18 protein-coding genes are annotated in these 17,843 nt (G+C 55.4%); 12 read left to right on the forward strand and 6 right to left on the reverse strand.

The annotated features are described in order from the left end of the window. Positions 1 to 65: 65 nt before the first annotated feature. A complete protein-coding gene (locus B4056_RS14330; RefSeq protein WP_094111530.1) occupies positions 66 to 755 on the reverse strand; it encodes an EAL domain-containing protein in 690 nt (229 codons plus the stop codon). A gap of 665 nt (positions 756 to 1,420) precedes the next feature. Continuing rightward, on the reverse strand, positions 1,421 to 3,400 hold the full coding sequence (speA, locus tag B4056_RS14335; RefSeq protein ID WP_039380074.1) for a biosynthetic arginine decarboxylase: 1,980 nt from the start codon (positions 3,398 to 3,400) through the stop codon (positions 1,421 to 1,423). Between the two features lie 785 nt (positions 3,401 to 4,185). Between speA and metK the strand changes: the two genes are divergently transcribed. From metK to ruvX, 8 genes are all read left to right on the forward strand, one after another. Then, on the forward strand, positions 4,186 to 5,337 hold the full coding sequence (metK, locus tag B4056_RS14340; protein WP_071668584.1) for a methionine adenosyltransferase: 1,152 nt from the start codon (positions 4,186 to 4,188) through the stop codon (positions 5,335 to 5,337). A 613-nt stretch (positions 5,338 to 5,950) separates the two neighbouring features. After that, positions 5,951 to 7,345 (forward strand): sugar porter family MFS transporter, encoded by a 1,395-nt coding sequence (locus tag B4056_RS14345; RefSeq protein WP_065648236.1) that lies wholly within the window; start codon positions 5,951 to 5,953, stop codon positions 7,343 to 7,345. Positions 7,346 to 7,443: 98 nt separating this feature from the next. Then, a complete protein-coding gene (locus B4056_RS14350) occupies positions 7,444 to 7,956 on the forward strand; it encodes a SprT family zinc-dependent metalloprotease (protein WP_139803626.1) in 513 nt (170 codons plus the stop codon). Between the two features lie 79 nt (positions 7,957 to 8,035). Beyond that, positions 8,036 to 8,740, forward strand: a complete 705-nt coding sequence (endA, locus tag B4056_RS14355; protein ID WP_039380079.1) for a deoxyribonuclease I — start codon at positions 8,036 to 8,038, stop codon at positions 8,738 to 8,740. Positions 8,741 to 8,814: 74 nt separating this feature from the next. Next, a complete protein-coding gene (rsmE, locus tag B4056_RS14360) occupies positions 8,815 to 9,546 on the forward strand; it encodes a 16S rRNA (uracil(1498)-N(3))-methyltransferase (RefSeq protein WP_039380081.1) in 732 nt (243 codons plus the stop codon). A 96-nt stretch (positions 9,547 to 9,642) separates the two neighbouring features. Then, positions 9,643 to 10,587 (forward strand): glutathione synthase, encoded by a 945-nt coding sequence (gshB, locus tag B4056_RS14365; protein WP_039380084.1) that lies wholly within the window; start codon positions 9,643 to 9,645, stop codon positions 10,585 to 10,587. An 86-nt stretch (positions 10,588 to 10,673) separates the two neighbouring features. Beyond that, the gene (locus B4056_RS14370; protein ID WP_039380087.1) at positions 10,674 to 11,237 is read left to right on the forward strand and encodes a YqgE/AlgH family protein; all 564 of its coding nucleotides are present in this window, start codon (positions 10,674 to 10,676) and stop codon (positions 11,235 to 11,237) included. Next, positions 11,237 to 11,653, forward strand: a complete 417-nt coding sequence (ruvX, locus tag B4056_RS14375; protein ID WP_039380089.1) for a Holliday junction resolvase RuvX — start codon at positions 11,237 to 11,239, stop codon at positions 11,651 to 11,653. Before B4056_RS14370 ends, ruvX begins: the two co-directional genes overlap by 1 nt. A 108-nt stretch (positions 11,654 to 11,761) precedes the next feature. On the opposite strand, the gene B4056_RS14380 is transcribed toward ruvX, so the two are convergent. After that, complete coding sequence (locus B4056_RS14380) at positions 11,762 to 12,769, reverse strand: type IV pilus twitching motility protein PilT (protein ID WP_288655096.1); 1,008 nt, start codon at positions 12,767 to 12,769, stop codon at positions 11,762 to 11,764. A 15-nt stretch (positions 12,770 to 12,784) separates the two neighbouring features. On the opposite strand from B4056_RS14380, the gene B4056_RS14385 reads away from it, so the two are divergent. From B4056_RS14385 to hemW, 4 genes are read left to right on the forward strand one after another with little or no spacing between them, the layout of a single operon-like run. Continuing rightward, positions 12,785 to 13,492 (forward strand): YggS family pyridoxal phosphate-dependent enzyme, encoded by a 708-nt coding sequence (locus B4056_RS14385; protein ID WP_039380094.1) that lies wholly within the window; start codon positions 12,785 to 12,787, stop codon positions 13,490 to 13,492. A gap of 12 nt (positions 13,493 to 13,504) precedes the next feature. After that, positions 13,505 to 14,059: a YggT family protein gene (locus tag B4056_RS14390; protein ID WP_039380096.1), complete on the forward strand. Its 555-nt coding sequence runs from the start codon at positions 13,505 to 13,507 to the stop codon at positions 14,057 to 14,059. A 20-nt stretch (positions 14,060 to 14,079) separates the two neighbouring features. Further along, positions 14,080 to 14,673 (forward strand): RdgB/HAM1 family non-canonical purine NTP pyrophosphatase, encoded by a 594-nt coding sequence (rdgB, locus tag B4056_RS14395; RefSeq protein ID WP_104085455.1) that lies wholly within the window; start codon positions 14,080 to 14,082, stop codon positions 14,671 to 14,673. Continuing rightward, positions 14,666 to 15,796: a radical SAM family heme chaperone HemW gene (gene hemW, locus B4056_RS14400; RefSeq protein ID WP_094111532.1), complete on the forward strand. Its 1,131-nt coding sequence runs from the start codon at positions 14,666 to 14,668 to the stop codon at positions 15,794 to 15,796. The genes rdgB and hemW overlap by 8 nt, the downstream gene beginning before the upstream one ends. 31 nt (positions 15,797 to 15,827) lie before the next feature. Here the strand turns inward: hemW and B4056_RS14405 are convergent, their stop codons facing one another. The 3 genes from B4056_RS14405 to trmB form a co-directional block, all read right to left on the reverse strand. Continuing rightward, positions 15,828 to 16,541, reverse strand: a complete 714-nt coding sequence (locus tag B4056_RS14405; RefSeq protein WP_094111533.1) for a DUF2884 domain-containing protein — start codon at positions 16,539 to 16,541, stop codon at positions 15,828 to 15,830. A 246-nt stretch (positions 16,542 to 16,787) separates the two neighbouring features. Continuing rightward, positions 16,788 to 17,114: a YggL family protein gene (locus tag B4056_RS14410; protein WP_071668591.1), complete on the reverse strand. Its 327-nt coding sequence runs from the start codon at positions 17,112 to 17,114 to the stop codon at positions 16,788 to 16,790. After that, entirely contained in the window at positions 17,114 to 17,833 is a 720-nt protein-coding gene (gene trmB, locus B4056_RS14415; protein ID WP_039380104.1) for a tRNA (guanosine(46)-N7)-methyltransferase TrmB, read from the reverse strand. Before trmB ends, B4056_RS14410 begins: the two co-directional genes overlap by 1 nt. Between the last annotated feature and the right edge of the window lie 10 nt (positions 17,834 to 17,843).

Raw genomic sequence — 17,843 nt, forward strand, 5'->3', positions numbered from 1 at the left:
CACGCCTACCTTTTCAGCTGAAATGACTTTCTGCGCAGACCATAATCGCAAAGCTGTGTGCTGAATTACGCAAATAAATCATCAAGATAAACACTCTGCCAGTGGTAACCCTGCATGCCATAAACGGGCTTATGCGCAAGCAGATCCACATAGTGCTGATTTTCAACCCCCTCAACAATGACGCCGCGGCATAATTGATTAAGGTGATTAAGCAGAATGTCAAAGGTGCGGTCTTCGCTGAATTGCCAGAAAAACGCTTTATCAATCTTGACGATCTCAAATATTCCGCTGTCAAGCATGGTCAGGCTTGAATAACCCGGACCAAAATTGTCGAGCCAGAGAGGAGCCGGCGTAATTTTCGCTACGCCTTTAAGGGTCAGCAGATCCTCACTATTAAAACGCGAGGTGAAAAATGCAGAGATTTCCAGCCGCAATAATGCAACAGACGCCAGTTTTTCCTGAATGACTTCGTCTGCAAATATGCCGGCAACAATATCTCTGTCTACGTTTACGCTGATAACCTGGTTAAGCCCCTGCTGACTAAGCTGAATAATATTTTCGACCTGGTGAAGGAATAGCTGCCATTTCTCATCGGCAGAAAGCAGAGAGAAAAAATGCTCTTCTCTGTCGGGATTGCGTTGTGTAGTTGTCGCTTTTTTTTCTTTAAAACGTGTCAGCAGCTCCCATGAAGTCACCTCTCCGGTCAGACTATGAACGGGTTCCAGCAAGAAAACCGGATTAAAACGCTCGGTCATGGCACCCTTCCTGAAGACGCTGCTGATAAGACTCTAAAGATCAGATTTATTCATGTTATCTTAAATCGAAACATCGACAAAAATTACTATAACAACTGGAGATTAGCCTGCAATTTACATTTTGAAAAATAGTTTTCAGCTAAAAATGGCCCTGAAATGATAGCTAAAACCAATCATTTTCTGACAACCGTTCCGGTAATATTCTATAACTGGCACCTGTAAATAAGCCTGTTTTCTTGCACCGCGCGAGCATCCGCGCCTCACTTAGCGTTATATTACTGATTTTAAGTTAAATTAATGTTAAGGCGCAGCGTTATTAGCGTTTCACTTTAGCGATAACCGGCTATTTTTCAGGAAACCTGGAGCCAGTAAATGCGCCAGATGCATCACAGCTAAAAACATCTCTTATTTATTAAAAACATAAATAAATTATGATTTAAGGATAAGCGAAACATAAAAAAATTTATCAATACATAAGAAAATGCAGAGCCAGAGCGAGCAGTACCGGTAGAGGATATTGATTTTTAAGCCAAATTGATCGGACAGCAGCGGCAGAAGAAAACGAGGAAGTGGCGCTCGTATGAAATAGTGAATTACGTCACAAACCAGAAAAAATTTTACAGCAAAAAAAAAGGGCCCCGCAGGGCCCGATACGTTATTACTGATTATTCATCTTCAAGATAGGTATAACCATAAAGGCCGCTTTCAAACTCGGCAAGGAACTGCGATCGCAGCTCTTCATCTATATCCTGCTGTTGTTTCACCTGATCGCGGAATAGCGTCATCAGATCGTCCGGATTCAGCTGTACATATTCCAGCATGTCAGCGACGGTATCCCCTTCATCTGATAACTGCACTTCCACGCTGCCATCCTGGAAAGCAAACACATCTACTGCTTCGGTGTCACCAAATAGATTATGCATGTTGCCGAGGATCTCCTGATAAGCACCCACCATAAAGAAGCCCAGCATTGGCGGATTATCCACATCATATTCAGGCATCGGCATAGTGGTTGCGATCCCGTCACCGTCAACGTAATGGTCGATTGTCCCGTCGGAGTCACAGGTAATATCCAGCAGCACAGCGCGACGCTGCGGCATCTTGTTCAGACCTTCCAGCGGCATAACCGGGAAGAGCTGATCGATACCCCAGGCATCCGGCATCGACTGAAACAGAGAGAAGTTAACGTAGATTTTATCTGCCATACGCTCCTGCAGCTCATCGATAATCGGGCGGTGTGCACGATTGCTCGGATCCAGATGCTGCTGGATATAGTGACAAATGCTCAGATAGAGCTGTTCCGCCCACGCGCGCTGTCCCAGATCGTAGGTGCCGGATGAGTAGCCGGTGTGGATATCAAACAGATCCATCTGGCTGTCATGCAGCCATTCACGCAGCGAACGGCGCACATTGGGCTCATGCATCTCCTGCCAGGTATCCCACAGGCTCTGAATCGGGCGCGGTGCATCCGTATCAGGTGCGACCGGCGTGCTGAATTCATTACGCTCTACGCCAATGATATTAGAGACCAGCACGGTATGGTGTGCCGTTACGGCGCGGCCTGACTCAGTGATCACCGTCGGATGTTCAAGACCATGCTCTTCGCAGGCGTCGCCAATCGCCCAGATAACGTTATTGGCATACTCATTCAGGCCATAGTTTACCGAGCAGTCAGACTGGGAGCGGGTGCCTTCATAGTCCACCCCCAGGCCGCCGCCGACGTCAAAGCATTTAATATTTACGCCAAGCTTTGCCAGCTCAACATAGAAGCGGGCAGATTCGCGTACGCCAGTCGCGATATCGCGGATATTCGCCATCTGCGAGCCGAGATGGAAGTGCAGCAGCTGCAGGCTGTCAAGCCGGCCAGCTTTGCGCATGATATCCACCAGCTGCAGCACCTGAGATGCCGCCAGGCCAAACTTCGATTTCTCACCACCGCTCGACTGCCACTTACCCGAGCCCTGCGAGGCCAGGCGCGCGCGGATGCCGAGACGCGGTACCACATTCAGACGCTCCGCCTCTTCCAGTACCAGACGGACCTCGGTCATTTTTTCCAGCACCAGGTAGACTTTATGGCCGAGCTTTTCACCGATCAGCGCCAGCCGGATATATTCACGATCTTTATAGCCATTACAGACGATAACGGTGCGCGTTTTGCCCGCGTGCGCCAGTACCGCCATCAGCTCTGCTTTTGAGCCCGCTTCAAGGCCCAGCGGTTCACCCGAGTTAACCAGCGATTCAATGACGCGCTTGTGCTGATTAACCTTGATCGGATAAACCAGGAAGTAGTCGCCTTTATAACCATAGGATTCGCGTGCGCGCTTGAACGCCGCGTTGATGGAGCGCAGGCGATGCTGCAGGATCTGCGGAAAACAGAACAGCGCCGGCAGACGCTGACCGTCAGCCTCGCGCTCTTTGACCAGCTTCGCCAGGTCAACCCGCACCTCAGGCCGATCGGGATCCGGACATACGCTGATATGGCCCAGCTCGTTTACGTCGTAATAGTTGTTGCCCCACCAGGCGATGTTATAGGTGCGCAGCATACGGCTCGCTTCCTGATCGCTTATCGCCACCTCCTGCATTGAGCGGAGGACACCCTGTTCGCCAGCTGACGAACCCTTGATATTCTTCATGTCGTCAGACATCGCGAACCTCAGTTTTCTGTTGAAATAGTAGAGAGTTATCAGGTACTGCTGGTGCGTTTGCGGCTAAAAACTTATTCATGCTGCGTGTCCCGCCTCATCAGGTTACCCCGGGTGTTACTGCCAGTAAGTGTAAAACATCGTGCTGCAGTCAGTGGAAATCCAATCGGATTTGGCACGGCTGCGGGTATAAATCACGCGCGTGTGCTGGTGTCTGATTTCAGCCGCAGTTTAATGGCTATGCATGTCGTCATGATTGCGCGGCGGCAAACATCGACAGAAAGAACAGGAAGAGTGAACAGCAGAAAGAGAGGCCAGCGCGCAAAATATGCGCTGTGAACCAGAGAGCAGATGGGAACGGTTCATTACTTTACTCACCTCCAGCGCCTGCGGGCAGCATGCGGAAACGGAGCGGAAAAAAATCAGACACGGTATCTGATCGTGCAACGCCTGACGGCGTCCTGGCATCAATAGCGGCGTTTTATACCGCCAGCCGGGTAAAATTGCAAAATCTTTGTCCCCGCCCTGCGCGCGCTGTCAGCAAAAGCTTCCAGTAAGCCGCTTTTTGAAACAAACCGAATCAGAAAAAGCTCTGGTAAAATGCACATCGGGTAACCTAAAATAGCCGTCCAGATGGTTTTCCATCTAAACTGAATAAGTTCCAGGCGGTGTGAGCCTGGCGTGCTGACACTCCCTGCTGCTCGTGGCTTTGCCTGAAGGGGCGCTAAGCAGGTTTTTCACTGGCGCTATGCAGTCGAATTCAACCCATTTCTAAGGTAAAGAACAGAATGGCTAAACACCTTTTTACATCTGAGTCCGTATCAGAAGGACATCCTGATAAGATCGCTGACCAAATTTCCGATGCCGTGCTGGATGCCATCCTCGAACAGGATCCGAAAGCGCGCGTGGCCTGCGAAACTTACGTCAAAACCGGTATGGTACTGGTAGGCGGTGAAATCACCACCAGCGCCTGGGTCGATATTGAAGAGATCACCCGCAATACCGTACGTGAGATCGGCTATGTTCATTCTGATATGGGCTTTGATGCCAACTCCTGCGCCGTACTGAGCGCCATTGGCAAGCAGTCACCTGATATTAATCAGGGCGTAGATCGTACCGATCCGCTGGAGCAGGGTGCGGGCGATCAGGGTCTGATGTTTGGTTACGCAACTAACGAAACAGATGTGCTTATGCCTGCGCCGGTTACCTATGCGCACCGTCTGGTGCAGCGTCAGGCTGAAGTGCGTAAAAATGGCACGCTGTCCTGGCTGCGCCCGGACGCCAAAAGCCAGATCACCTTCCAGTATGATGGTGGCAAGATTGTTGGCATCGACGCTGTCGTGCTCTCAACCCAGCATTCAGAAGAGGTTTCTCAGGCCGATCTGCGTGAAGCGGTGATGGAAGAGATCATCAAGCCGGTGCTGCCTGCTGAGTGGATCAACGCCAGCACTAAATACCATATCAATCCGACCGGTCGCTTTGTTATTGGCGGCCCGATGGGTGACTGTGGCCTGACCGGCCGTAAAATCATCGTTGATACCTACGGCGGCATGGCTCGTCACGGTGGCGGTGCTTTCTCCGGTAAAGATCCATCAAAAGTTGACCGCTCTGCAGCCTACGCCGCGCGCTATGTGGCAAAAAACATTGTTGCTGCCGGCCTGGCCGATCGCTGCGAGATTCAGGTTTCCTACGCTATCGGCGTGGCAGAGCCAACGTCGATCATGGTAGAAACCTTTGGCACTGAGAAAGTACCGACCGAACAGCTGACGCTGCTGGTTCGTGAATTCTTTGACCTGCGCCCTTACGGTCTGATTCAGATGATGGATCTGCTGAAACCTATCTATAAAGAGACCGCCGCCTACGGTCACTTTGGCCGCGAACACTTCCCGTGGGAGCAGACGGATAAAGCCGCCCTGCTGCGCGAAGCCGCTGGCCTGTAAGCGCAGAGTATTCTGTTTAATAGCCCGCTCTGTGCGGGCTTTTTTATGCCTGAATGTACCCCACCGCTCTGATTTCGTAACTCATCCGGGCCAGGGGTGGGTCATGTGTAACCACAGGGGCGGCATTTATGCCGCCCTGGCTGCGTACATCATCTGAACCAGGGGGCGCATTAATGCGCCCCCTGGGTGCCGTGCCGTTAATCGCCCTGCGTGCTTCCTGCCGGGTGAAATCCTGCGGCATAGCTGGCTTCAGGCTTTCCCGGGCATAAAATTTTTCACTGGCTACACTCTTATCACCGCTGTGATAACAAAGTGTTAACGATTACATTCTAAAACTCTTTTTTAATCTGTAATTTAGAGATTTTTCAGCGTAGTCATCACTCTGAAAATGCGTTATTTTCAGCGTCGTCTGATAGGCAATATTTAAAGCGATGTCAGAAACTTGAAGGGTGCTATACCTTACTGGCGAAGAGACTGTTCCGGGCAAAAAATGCTGGATTACAGGGTTTCGGCGCGTGTAAGCGGTTACATTCGTGTGATCGCGCTCACTTTTTATCGTGTACAGGTCTCTTAGCATTAATAAAAAACAAGACAAATAACTTTCGGAGGCTTTATGCCTGGTAATACTCACAAAAGCAGAACCTCAAACAAGGCGATGACCCTGTTTGTCTGCTTTCTGGCGGCGTTAGCCGGCCTGCTGTTCGGGCTGGATATCGGTGTCATCGCAGGTGCCCTGCCCTTTATCGCTAAAGATTTCAACGTTACTGCTCACCAGCAGGAGTGGATTGTCAGCTCGATGATGTTTGGCGCGGCGGTCGGTGCAATCGGCAGCGGCTGGATGTCATCACACCTGGGTCGTAAAAAGAGCCTGATGGCCGGCTCTGTGCTGTTTGTTATCGGTTCGCTGTGGTCAGCTATGGCGCCAAACCCGGAGATGCTGATTGCTGCCCGCGTAGTACTGGGCCTGGCAGTTGGCGTGGCTTCTTATACTGCCCCGCTCTATCTCTCTGAAATTGCACCAGAGAAAATCCGCGGCAGTATGATTTCGCTCTATCAGCTGATGATCACCATCGGTATTCTGGGTGCCTATCTCTCTGATACCGCGTTCAGCGCATCCGGAGAGTGGCGCTGGATGCTGGGCGTGATCACTATCCCTGCGATTCTGCTGCTGGTTGGCGTCTTCTTCCTGCCAAACAGCCCGCGCTGGCTGGCTGCGAAAGGTAACTTCCGCGATGCGCAGCGCGTGCTGGATCGCCTGCGCGACACCAGCGAACAGGCAAAACGTGAGCTGGATGAGATCCGTGAGAGCCTGAAAGTAAAACAGTCTGGCTGGCAGCTGTTCCAGGGCAACAGCAACTTCCGTCGTGCGGTGTTCCTCGGCGTGCTGCTGCAGGTGATGCAGCAGTTCACCGGCATGAACGTCATTATGTATTACGCGCCGAAAATTTTTGAAATTGCCGGCTTCGCCAACACCACGCAGCAGATGTGGGGTACGGTGATTGTTGGTCTGGTCAACGTTCTGGCGACCTTTATCGCTATCGGTCTGGTCGATCGCTGGGGCCGTAAACCGACGCTGGTGCTGGGCTTTATGGTTATGGCGGCCGGTATGGGCGTTCTCGGCACTATGCTGCACCTGGGCATCCACTCTCAGGGCGCACAGTACTTCGCCGTGGCGATGCTGCTGATGTTTATCATCGGCTTTGCCATGTCAGCCGGCCCGCTGATCTGGGTGCTTTGCTCTGAAATTCAGCCGCTGAAAGGGCGCGATTTCGGGATTACCGTCTCGACCACCACGAACTGGATCGCCAACATGATCGTGGGCGCTACCTTCCTGACCATGCTGAACACGCTGGGCAACGCGCCGACCTTTTGGGTCTATGCCGGCCTGAACCTGTTCTTCATTGTGCTGACGCTGGTGCTGATCCCGGAGACCAAAAACGTCTCGCTGGAGCACATTGAGCGTAACCTGATGGCAGGTAAAAAACTGCGCGACATCGGTCAGCAGTAATGTTTTACTGAGTGACAAGGGCTGCCTGCGGGCGGCCCTTTTTTATGGGCGCGACTGCCCGCTGCCGCGCCAGCGCAGCGTATGGTATGCTGCGCGCCATGAAAACTTCCCGCGTACCTGTCGCCTGTCAGCAGGCGGTCATGCGATCGCTGCGGCACTTTTTGCAGCTCGCCGCACAGCGCCTTGAATGCACCTTTGATGAACCCGCGCTGCTCTACCAGCAGCGCGGCACTGCCGCAGGTACCGCCTGGCTGGAGAAGTGGGAGATCCGGCTGAATCCGGTGCTGCTGCAGGAGAATCTGCAGGCGTTCACCGACGAAGTGGTGCCGCATGAGCTGGCGCACCTGCTGGTGTGGAAGCGCTTCGGGCGCGTCGCGCCGCACGGCAAAGAGTGGAAGTGGATGATGGAGACGGTGCTGGGCGTGCCGGCACGCCGTACGCATCAGTTTGCCCTGAACTCGGTGCGCACCAACACCTTCACCTATCGCTGCAGCTGTCAGCAGCATCAGCTGACCGTGCGCCGGCATAATCGCGTGCTGCGCGGAGAGAGTGAATATCGCTGCGTTCGCTGTGGTTCACTGCTGCAGCCCGGCGAATTCAGCAGCATATAGCGCGCTAATCCCATTTCCCCGCTCCGGTCATTCTGCTACCCTGCCGCCCTTTTTTGGGTATCGGGTAAATTTCTGGAATATGTCTCGCAAAACGCTGTTACTTCTTCCTCTGCTGCTGGCACCGCTTAGCGCGTACAGCCTCAGCTTCTCTTCGTTTCATCAGAATAATTTTCGCCAGGCAAAAGTGGTCGCATCGCAAATCAACGCGGATGCGCCCGATTTCTACTGCGGCTGCACAATCAGCTGGCAGGGAAAAAAAGGCGTGCCCGATCTTAAAAGCTGCGGCTATAGCGTACGAAAAAATGCCAACCGCGCCGGGCGTATTGAATGGGAACATGTGGTTCCGGCGTGGGAATTTGGCCATCAGCGCCAGTGCTGGCAGGAGGGAGGGCGAAAAAACTGCGCCAAAGATCCGGTCTATCGCCGTATAGAGAGCGATCTGCATAATCTTCAGCCCGCCATCGGCGAGGTTAACGGCGATCGCAATAATTTCCAGTACAGCCAGTGGAACGGCGGCGAGCAGCCTTACGGACAGTGCGCGATGAAAGTCGACTTCAAACAGAAGCTGGCTGAACCGCCGGCCCGCGCGCGCGGCGCCATTGCACGCACCTACTTTTACATGCGCGATCGCTATCAGCTGCGCCTCTCCCGCCAGCAGACTCAGCTGTTCAGCGCCTGGGATAAGCTCTATCCGGTCAGCGTCTGGGAGTGCGAGCGCGACAGCCGTATTGCTCAGGTGCAGGGAAATCACAACCCGTATGTACAGCGCGCTTGCCAGCGCTAAAAGCGCTACCCTAAACTAGCTTATTATTTTTGCGCCGCATCACGGGATGCGGCAATAACGCTGGCAGGAACCGCATGCGTATACCCCGCATTTATCACCCCGAACCGCTCTCTGTTGACAGTGAAATCTTTCTTGAAGATGACGCGGCTAACCACGTTGGCCGCGTGCTGCGCATGGGCGCCGGGCAGATGCTTGAACTGTTTGATGGCACTAATCTGACTTTTAACGCCGAAATCACCCAGGCGGATAAAAAGCGTGTAAAAGTAAGGGTTCTTAGCGGTCAGCCTGATGACCGGGAATCCCCCTTGCATTTACATCTGGGTCAGGTGATGTCGCGTGGTGAAAAAATGGAATTCACCATCCAGAAATCGATAGAGCTGGGCGTAAACGTGATTACGCCCTTGTTTTCTGAGCGCTGCGGCGTGAAGCTGGATGCAGAAAGGCTGGCAAAGAAGATCCAGCAGTGGCAGAAGATTGCTATCGCCGCCTGCGAGCAGTGTGGCCGCAACCGCGTACCGCTGATTCGTGACGCGATGACGCTGGAAGCCTGGTGTGCCGAAGCTGATGAGGGCATCAGGCTGAATCTTCATCCACGCGCCAGCCACAGCATCAACACCCTGCCGCAACCGGTTGAGCGGGTGCGGCTGCTGATTGGCCCTGAAGGGGGATTATCTGCTGAGGAGATCGCCATGACGGCGCAGCAGGGCTTTACGGATATATTACTGGGGCCGCGCGTGCTGCGCACGGAAACCACTGCCCTCACCGCCATAACGGCACTTCAGGTGAGGTTTGGCGATCTCGGTTAAGGGATAATTCGGGCCGTAAAAGAGACGCAGACTACTACACAGCACGACGCTTTCGCATGGAAGGACGTCGCTGATATCCCCTCTGAGGAGAGAATAATGATTAAGCTTGGCATTGTGATGGACCCGATTTCGTCTATCAATATTAAAAAAGACACCAGCTTCGCCATGTTGCTGGAAGCACAGCGTCGTGGCTACGAAATTCATTACATGGAGATGGGCGACCTCTCTCTGCGCGGCGGCGTGACCTACGCCCGTACGCGTCTGCTGAGCGTGGAGCAGAATGCTTCGCAGTGGTATGAGTTTGGCAGCGAGCAGACTATCCCGCTGGCCGATCTCAACGTTGTGCTGATGCGTAAAGATCCACCTTTTGACACCGAGTTTATCTACGCGACCTATCTGCTGGAGCGGGCTGAAGAGCAGGGTACGCTGATTGTAAACAAACCGCAGAGCCTGCGCGATTGTAACGAAAAGCTCTATACTGCATGGTTTGCGGATCTGACGCCGGATACGCTGGTCACCCGTAATAAAGAGCAGCTGCGCGCTTTCTGGCAGGAGCATGGTGATGTCATTCTGAAGCCGCTTGACGGTATGGGTGGCGCATCCATTTTCCGCGTTAAGCAGGATGACGCAAACTTTGGCGTGATCACAGAAACCCTGACCAATCACGGCCAGTTCTTCTGCATGGCGCAAAATTATCTGCCGGCGATTAAAGAGGGCGATAAGCGCGTCCTGGTCGTCGATGGCGAGCCGGTACCTTACTGCCTGGCGCGTATTCCACAGGGCGGCGAAACGCGCGGCAACCTTGCAGCCGGTGGTCGCGGCGAAGCGCGCCCGCTTTCTGACAGCGACTGGGAAATTGCACGACGTGTCGGTCCCACGCTGAAAGCGAAGGGGCTGATTTTTGTTGGCCTGGATATCATCGGTGATAAACTTACTGAAGTGAATGTCACCAGCCCAACCTGCGTACGGGAAATTGAAGCGGCGTTCCCGATTTCAGTTACCGGAATGCTGATGGACGCGATCGAAAAACGTCTGGGCTGAGGACGCAGCCGGAGTGCAAACTCCCTAACCCCTTTGATACCGGCGCTGCCGCACTGGCGCCGGTTCTCTTCGGTAAATGAGTGACAATGAATTTACAGCATCATTTTTTGATAGCGATGCCCTCTCTGCAGGATCCTCTGTTCAAACGCTCTGTTGTCTATATCTGCGAGCATAATGAAGAGGGTGCGATGGGTTTGATTATTAATAAACCGATGGAGAACCTGACGGTAGAGGGTATTCTGAAGAAGCTAAAAATCACTCCGTCAGAGCGCGATCCGGCGATTAAGCTCGATAAACCGGTGTTTGCCGGCGGCCCGCTGGCGGAAGATCGCGGTTTTATTCTGCACTCTGCGCAGCATACTTATGCCTCCAGTATTCGCATCTCAGACAACACCGTGATTACTACCTCGCGCGATGTGCTGGAAGCGATCGGCACTGCTCAGCAGCCGGAGAATGTGCTGGTCGCACTCGGCTACTGCGCCTGGGAAAAAGATCAGCTGGAGAACGAGCTGCTGGAGAACGCCTGGCTTACGACCCCGGCCGACACGCAAATTTTGTTCCAGACGCCGATTGCCGGACGCTGGCGCGAAGCCGCCCGCAGCATGGGTGTCGATATTCATAACATGACCAGCGATGCGGGACACGCCTGATGCAGAATGCAACGCTGCTCGGCTTTGATTTTGGCACCAAAAGCATCGGTGTTGCCGTGGGTCAGCAGCTCACCGGCACCGCACGTCCGCTGACAGCGCTGAAAGCTCAGGAAGGCACGCCAGACTGGAACCTGATTGAGAAACTGCTGAAGGAGTGGCAGCCTGACTACGTGGTGGTCGGCCTGCCGCTGAATATGGACGGCACCGAACAGCCGCTGACTGCCCGCGCACGCAAATTTGCCAATCGCCTGCACGGCCGCTTTGGCGTACGCGTTGAGCTGCAGGATGAGCGCCTGAGTACCGTTGAGGCGCGCGCCGATCTCTTTAAGCGCGGCGGCTTTCGTGCACTGCAGAAAGGACAGGTAGACTCACAGTCGGCCGTGATTATTTTGCAGGACTGGTTCGAAACCCACTGACGCTGCAAGCGGCGTAAACGCGATAAAGCGCACTCCGGTCAGCAGGTGTAGCCGATGCCGGGAGCTGACCGGGCGCACAGCTGCAGCATCAGTGCTGCTTCAGCTCCGCTATCCGCTTGCCTGGTCAATAATGCCCTCCGCGCGGCGTGCCTGTTCACTTTGCGCAAAGGTCTGCATGCCATTCTGCGCACCGGTCTGCAGCACGCCCGGCAGCTGATGTCCTTTGCCTTCACGGATCAGGCTGGCTACCGCAGGCGTGGCGATCAGCACCTCATACAGCGCAACACGTCCGCCCGCTTTCGCCGCCACCAGCCGCTGCGCCACTACCGCTTTCAGGCTGCCCGCCAGCTGCGTGCGCACCAGGTTTTTCTCTTCGGCCGGAAAGACATCAACCAGACGATCAACCGCCTGCGCCGCGCTGCGGGTATGCAGCGTAGCGAGCACCAGATGTCCGGTCTCAGCGGCGGTCAGGGCTAAACGGATCGTCTCACTGTCGCGCAGTTCACCCAGCAGAATAACGTCGGGATCTTCACGCAGCGCCGCTTTCAGCCCGTGCTGAAAAGAGAGGCAGTGCGTCCCCACTTCACGCTGCTGAATCAGCGAGCGCTGACTCCGGTGCACAAACTCGATCGGATCCTCCAGAGTGATGATATGCCGCGCCTGCTGCTGGTTCAGCGCCTGTACCAGTGCAGCCAGCGTCGTCGACTTGCCGCTGCCGGTTGCGCCGCTAATCAGAACCAGTCCCTCCTGCAGCTGCAGGAGCTGCTGCACGGCAGGCGGCAGGCGCAGCTGCGCCAGCGGCGGGATTGTCTGCGCAATCACCCGCAGCGCCAGTGATAATCCGTGCCGCTGGGTGAAAAGATTGGCACGCAGCCGTACGCCGCTGCTGAGCGTCAGGGCAAAGTCCGCCTGTCCGGTGACGTCAAGCTCCGACTGCTGCGCAGCGCTGAGAAACCGCGTAGCAAACGTCTCCAGCCACGCAGATGACAGCGGCGGCTGCTGCGGCACCGGCTCCAGCACGCCCTGCCGCCGCCAGTGCGGTAAATGTCCGCTGCACAGGTGCAGATCGGCGGCGTTATGCTTTACACTAAGGGCCACAATTTCATCTAAATCCATTTATTTCTCCTGACTATGACTTCCATTGAGCACAACTTACATCAGGTACGCGAGCGTATCGCTGCCGCTGCCGTGCGTTGCGGCCGGGCGCCAGAAGAGATTACGTTGCTTGCAGTAAGCAAAACCAAACCTGCGAGCGCTGTCGCAGAAGCGGTTGCCGCCGGGCAGCGCGCGTTTGGCGAAAACTACGTGCAGGAAGGGGTGGAAAAGATCGCGGCGCTGATGACGGAAGGCGATCTGCAGTGGCACTTTATCGGTCCGCTGCAATCCAATAAAAGCCGTCTGGTCGCAGAACATTTTGCCTGGTGTCATACCGTTGATCGCCTGCGTATTGCGCAGCGGCTTAACGACCAGCGTCCGGCGCACCTGCCGCCGCTGAACGTGTTAATTCAGGTAAATATCAGTGACGAAAACAGTAAATCTGGCATCATGCTGGAGGCTGTTCCGGCGCTGGCCGCTGCTATCGCCGCCCTGCCCCGCCTGAGCCTGCGCGGCCTGATGGCGATTCCGGCTCCCGAGCAGGATTATGCACGCCAGCTGGCCGTCTGCCAGCAGATGGCCAGTGCGTTTCATGCGCTGCAGCGCGACTATCCCGCCATTGATACGCTTTCACTGGGCATGAGCGACGATATGGAAGCGGCAATCGCGGCCGGCAGCACTATGGTAAGAATTGGCACCGCCCTGTTTGGCGCGCGGGATTATGCGCGACCTTCACAACAATAACTGAGGAACTCCATGTTAACACTGACGTTTTTAGTCAAAACGCTGATCGATCTCTACGTCATGGTACTGCTGCTGCGTATCTGGATGCAGTGGTCACGCTGCGACTTCTACAATCCGCTGGCGCAGTTTGTGGTGAAGATTACGCAGCCGGTGATCAAACCGCTGCGTCGCGTGCTGCCCGCTATCGGCCCCATCGATACCGCCTCGCTGCTGCTGGCGTTTGTGCTGACCACGCTGAAGTATCCGATTCTGCTGCTGATTCAGGTCGGCGCTTTCTCGGTTGATCCCACCAATCTGCTGGTAGGACTGCTGTCGCTGCTGAAGTCAGCCGGTAATCTGGTGTTCTGGGTCATTATTATCCGCTCGCTGATGAGCTGGATCAGTCAGGGACGCGGGCCGCTGGATCACGTGCTGATACAGCTTACCGAACCGCTGATGGCACCTATTCGCCGTATGCTGCCCGCTATGGGCGGTATCGACTTCTCCGCCATGATTGTCATTCTGGTGCTCTATGCGCTGAATTTCCTTGGCATGGACCTGTTCCCGGGTCTCTGGTATCTGCTGTAATTTGTTAATCTGGAACTGTTATGCAAAAAGTTGTTCTCGCAACCGGTAATCCGGGCAAAGTTCGCGAACTGGCCGATCTGCTCGCTGATTTCGGGCTGGATATCGTGGCGCAAACGGAGCTTGGCGTGGAGTCAGCCGAAGAGACCGGTCTGACCTTCATTGAAAATGCGCTGCTTAAAGCGCGTCACGCGGCGCAGATAACCGGCCTGCCGGCTATCGCGGATGATTCCGGTCTGGCGGTAGATGCGCTGGGCGGCGCGCCCGGCATCTACTCCGCACGCTATGCTGGCGCAGAAGCCAGCGACCAGCAAAATCTGGAGAAGCTGCTGCTGGCGCTGGAAAATGTGCCGGATGGCGCGCGTCAGGCGCAGTTTCACTGTGTGCTGGTCTATGTGCGGCACGCCGCTGACCCGGTACCGCTGGTGTTTCACGGCAGCTGGGCGGGCGAAATTACCCGTACGGCGGCCGGTGAAGGCGGCTTTGGCTACGATCCCATCTTCTTTGTACCGGAAGCGGGTAAAACCGCCGCTGAACTGAGCAAAGAGGATAAGCGTGCCCTCTCCCACCGGGGTAAAGCGTTAACGCTGCTGCTGGACGCGATGCGCAATGGCTGAGTTACCACCGCTGAGCCTCTACATCCATATTCCGTGGTGCGTACAAAAGTGCCCCTACTGCGACTTCAACTCACACGCGTTGAAAGGGGAAGTCCCGCATCTGGAGTATGTGCAGCACCTGCTGCAGGATCTTGAGCAGGACCTGCCTCTGACCGCCGGACGCGAGGTACGCACAATCTTTATTGGCGGCGGCACGCCAAGCCTGCTGAGCAGCCACGCGATGCAGACGCTGATGGATGGCGTACGGGCGCGCCTGCCGCTGGCGGCTGATGCGGAGATCACCATGGAAGCGAATCCCGGCACGGTGGAAGCCGATCGCTTCAGCGGCTATCAGGCCGCGGGGATCAATCGCATTTCCATCGGCGTGCAGAGTTTTAGTCCGCAGAAGCTGGAGCGGCTGGGGCGTATTCATGGACCGCAGGAGGCGAAACGCGCCGCTGAACTGGCCGCCGCGCTCGGGCTGCGCAGTTTTAATCTGGATCTGATGCATGGCCTGCCTGACCAGTCGCTGGAAGAGGCGCTGGACGATCTCCGTCAGGCAATTGCGCTTAACCCGCCGCATCTCTCCTGGTATCAGCTGACCATTGAGCCGAACACGCTGTTTGGCTCACGACCGCCGCAGCTGCCGGATGATGATGCGCTGTGGGATATCTACGAGCAGGGACATCAGCTGCTGACGGCTGCCGGCTATCAGCAGTATGAAACCTCAGCCTACGCGAAACCGGGCTATCGCTGTGAGCACAACCTCAACTACTGGCGCTTCGGAGATTACCTCGGTATCGGCTGCGGTGCACACGGCAAGCTGACGCAGCCTGATGGTCGCATTGTGCGGACGGTAAAAACCCGACACCCGCGCGGCTTTATGAAGGGCAACTACCTTGATAAACAGCATGAGGTGGCAAACGAAGATAAGCCGTTTGAGTTCTTTATGAACCGGTTCCGGCTGCTGGAAGCGGCACCGCGCGCGGAGTTTCAGCGCTATACCGGGCTGGATGAGCAGGCGATCCGCGTGCAAATGGATCAGGCTATCGCCGCAGGCTATGTCACTGAGAGCGCCAGCGAGTGGCAGATCACCGAGAAAGGCAAACTGTTCCTGAATTCGTTGCTGGAACTGTTTATGTAATCAGAGCGGCCCGGTGGCCGCTCTTTTTTTGCTAGTTAATACTCTTCACCAGCGTTTTACGCTGGTTTTCCAGCGCGATGACCCGGTTGCAGACCTCATGGCCAAAGTTCTGGAAATCGCGCTCCTGGTTGTTCCATTCAGTCTGAATCGACTGCTGCAGACCACCCAGATTGCCCATCAGCGCCTGCAGCGGATTACTGCCGCTGGTCGCCTGCTGCGTGCCCATCTCATTCAGGCTATCCTGCAGTACGCCGCCCAGCGTGCTCTGTACCAGCTTCTGTCCGTCAGCGCGCACCTGGTTTATTGCCTGGTGGTGGAACGTCAGGCCATCCTGGCGCTGCTCAATGATGCGATTCATCTGCTGCTTCAGCTGGCCATCCAGCGTGGTCAGGCGGTTGCGCACATTGCTGTCGCTGCCCAGTTTCTCAACGATCACTTTATCCAGTGCGGCGCGCCCGCGTTCAAGGCGCGTTTTTGCGCCGTTGCTGACCCACGGCAAATCGCGACGCAGCGCGCTCTGGTAATCAATCGCCTGCTGACGTGCCGCGTTATCAACGGTAACCGTTTTGCCGTTAAAGGTGACATCACCCTGTGGAGTCATCGTGAGATTGCCGTTGCTGCCGACAACCTGAACGCTTTGTGGGGTGATCACCACATCATCCTGCGGATTAACGCTGCACTGGTAGTCAGCGTGTGCCTGCGCTGCCGTCAGCAGTAGCGCGGCGAACAGAGCCTTACGAATCATGAGATCTCCTGAATGTGCTGTGCGGGGTGGGTATTGTGCGGCCAATGGCGCGGGCGCCATAAATGGCGCCCCTGCGGCAAATTACATTGTAGGGGGCGCATTAATGCGCCTCTGGCGCGGTGTTACAACGGGCGCCATGAATGGCGCCCCTGCGGCAAATTACATCGCAGGGGGCGCATTAATGCGCCCCTGGTGCAAAACATTACAGGGCGCGCCTTCATGCGCAGCCGAATGTCGCACTACAACTTAGTCCCACCAGACGTCGAAGAGTTCCGTTATCTGGATATCAGACAATTCACGCCCTTCCAGCCACTTGCGCACCAGTTCACGATGCTCATCGGTGCACTTTCCGGTCTGCTGCATGCAGACCAGGCCTTCCCATACCAGATAACCACTGCCGTCATAAGCCAGACCGTTTGGATCGATCACCTCAGTGATAAACTGATCCAGCGTGGCATCAATCTGCTCTTCGGTGGTTCCCTCGGCAAAACGCCATGCTACGGAGAAACCCAGCTCCTGAAACTCATCAATATGCAGTTTCTTACGTAAACGACGACTGCGCTGTACGGCCATTATTTTACCCTCTCAAACATCAGATCCCACACGCCATGGCCCAGTCGCTGCCCGCGCTGCTCAAATTTAGTCAATGGACGCGTCTCGGGACGCGGCACGTAATCCTGGGTGGCTGACTGATTAACGTAACCCGCTACGCTGTTCATCACCTCCAGCATATGGGTCGCGTAATCTTCCCAGTCGGTGGCCATATGAAACACGCCGCCAAGCTTCAGCTTGCGATGCACCAGTTCAGCAAACGGCGCCTGCACGATACGGCGTTTATTGTGACGCGCTTTGTGCCACGGATCCGGGAAGAAAAGCTGCACCATGCGCAGAGAGTTATCCGGGATCATATGCTCCAGCACTTCTACCGCGTCATGGCACATGACCCGCAGATTCTCCACGCCCGCTTCTTTCGCAGATGCCAGGCAGGCACCTACGCCCGGCGCATGCACTTCAATGCCCAGGAAGTTCTGCTGCGGATTATTTTGCGCCATGGTGACCAGCGAGGCGCCCATACCAAAACCGATCTCCAGTACCAGCGGTGCGTCACGCCCGAACAGCGCGGTCATGTCCAGCGGCGCGGGCTGATACTCAACGCCCATCACCGGCCAGTATTGATCCAGCGCGAGCTGTTGGCCTTTCGTTAACCGCCCCTGGCGGCGTACGAAGCTGCGGATACGGCGCAGCGGCCGCCCGTTTTCATCAAATTCCGGAGTGATGACGTCATTTATCATGTTGAAGCCT

This window comes from Pantoea sp. UBA7232, from assembly GCF_002473195.1.
In the GTDB taxonomy this organism is placed as follows: Bacteria; Pseudomonadota; Gammaproteobacteria; order Enterobacterales; family Enterobacteriaceae; genus Pantoea; species Pantoea eucrina.

Bases quoted from the DNA above. Each gene is read 5' to 3' on its own strand.
- B4056_RS14330 (WP_094111530.1), bottom strand. From the start codon at position 755: ATGACCGAGCGTTTTAATCCGGTTTTCTTGCTGGAACCCGTTCATAGT.
- speA (WP_039380074.1), bottom strand. From the start codon at position 3,400: ATGTCTGACGACATGAAGAATATCAAGGGTTCGTCAGCTGGCGAACAG.
- metK (WP_071668584.1), top strand. From the start codon at position 4,186: ATGGCTAAACACCTTTTTACATCTGAGTCCGTATCAGAAGGACATCCT.
- B4056_RS14345 (WP_065648236.1), top strand. From the start codon at position 5,951: ATGCCTGGTAATACTCACAAAAGCAGAACCTCAAACAAGGCGATGACC.
- B4056_RS14350 (WP_139803626.1), top strand. From the start codon at position 7,444: ATGAAAACTTCCCGCGTACCTGTCGCCTGTCAGCAGGCGGTCATGCGA.
- endA (WP_039380079.1), top strand. From the start codon at position 8,036: ATGTCTCGCAAAACGCTGTTACTTCTTCCTCTGCTGCTGGCACCGCTT.
- rsmE (WP_039380081.1), top strand. From the start codon at position 8,815: ATGCGTATACCCCGCATTTATCACCCCGAACCGCTCTCTGTTGACAGT.
- gshB (WP_039380084.1), top strand. From the start codon at position 9,643: ATGATTAAGCTTGGCATTGTGATGGACCCGATTTCGTCTATCAATATT.
- B4056_RS14370 (WP_039380087.1), top strand. From the start codon at position 10,674: ATGAATTTACAGCATCATTTTTTGATAGCGATGCCCTCTCTGCAGGAT.
- ruvX (WP_039380089.1), top strand. From the start codon at position 11,237: ATGCAGAATGCAACGCTGCTCGGCTTTGATTTTGGCACCAAAAGCATC.
- B4056_RS14380 (WP_288655096.1), bottom strand. From the start codon at position 12,769: ATGGATTTAGATGAAATTGTGGCCCTTAGTGTAAAGCATAACGCCGCC.
- B4056_RS14385 (WP_039380094.1), top strand. From the start codon at position 12,785: ATGACTTCCATTGAGCACAACTTACATCAGGTACGCGAGCGTATCGCT.
- B4056_RS14390 (WP_039380096.1), top strand. From the start codon at position 13,505: ATGTTAACACTGACGTTTTTAGTCAAAACGCTGATCGATCTCTACGTC.
- rdgB (WP_104085455.1), top strand. From the start codon at position 14,080: ATGCAAAAAGTTGTTCTCGCAACCGGTAATCCGGGCAAAGTTCGCGAA.
- hemW (WP_094111532.1), top strand. From the start codon at position 14,666: ATGGCTGAGTTACCACCGCTGAGCCTCTACATCCATATTCCGTGGTGC.
- B4056_RS14405 (WP_094111533.1), bottom strand. From the start codon at position 16,541: ATGATTCGTAAGGCTCTGTTCGCCGCGCTACTGCTGACGGCAGCGCAG.
- B4056_RS14410 (WP_071668591.1), bottom strand. From the start codon at position 17,114: ATGGCCGTACAGCGCAGTCGTCGTTTACGTAAGAAACTGCATATTGAT.
- trmB (WP_039380104.1), bottom strand. From the start codon at position 17,833: ATGATAAATGACGTCATCACTCCGGAATTTGATGAAAACGGGCGGCCG.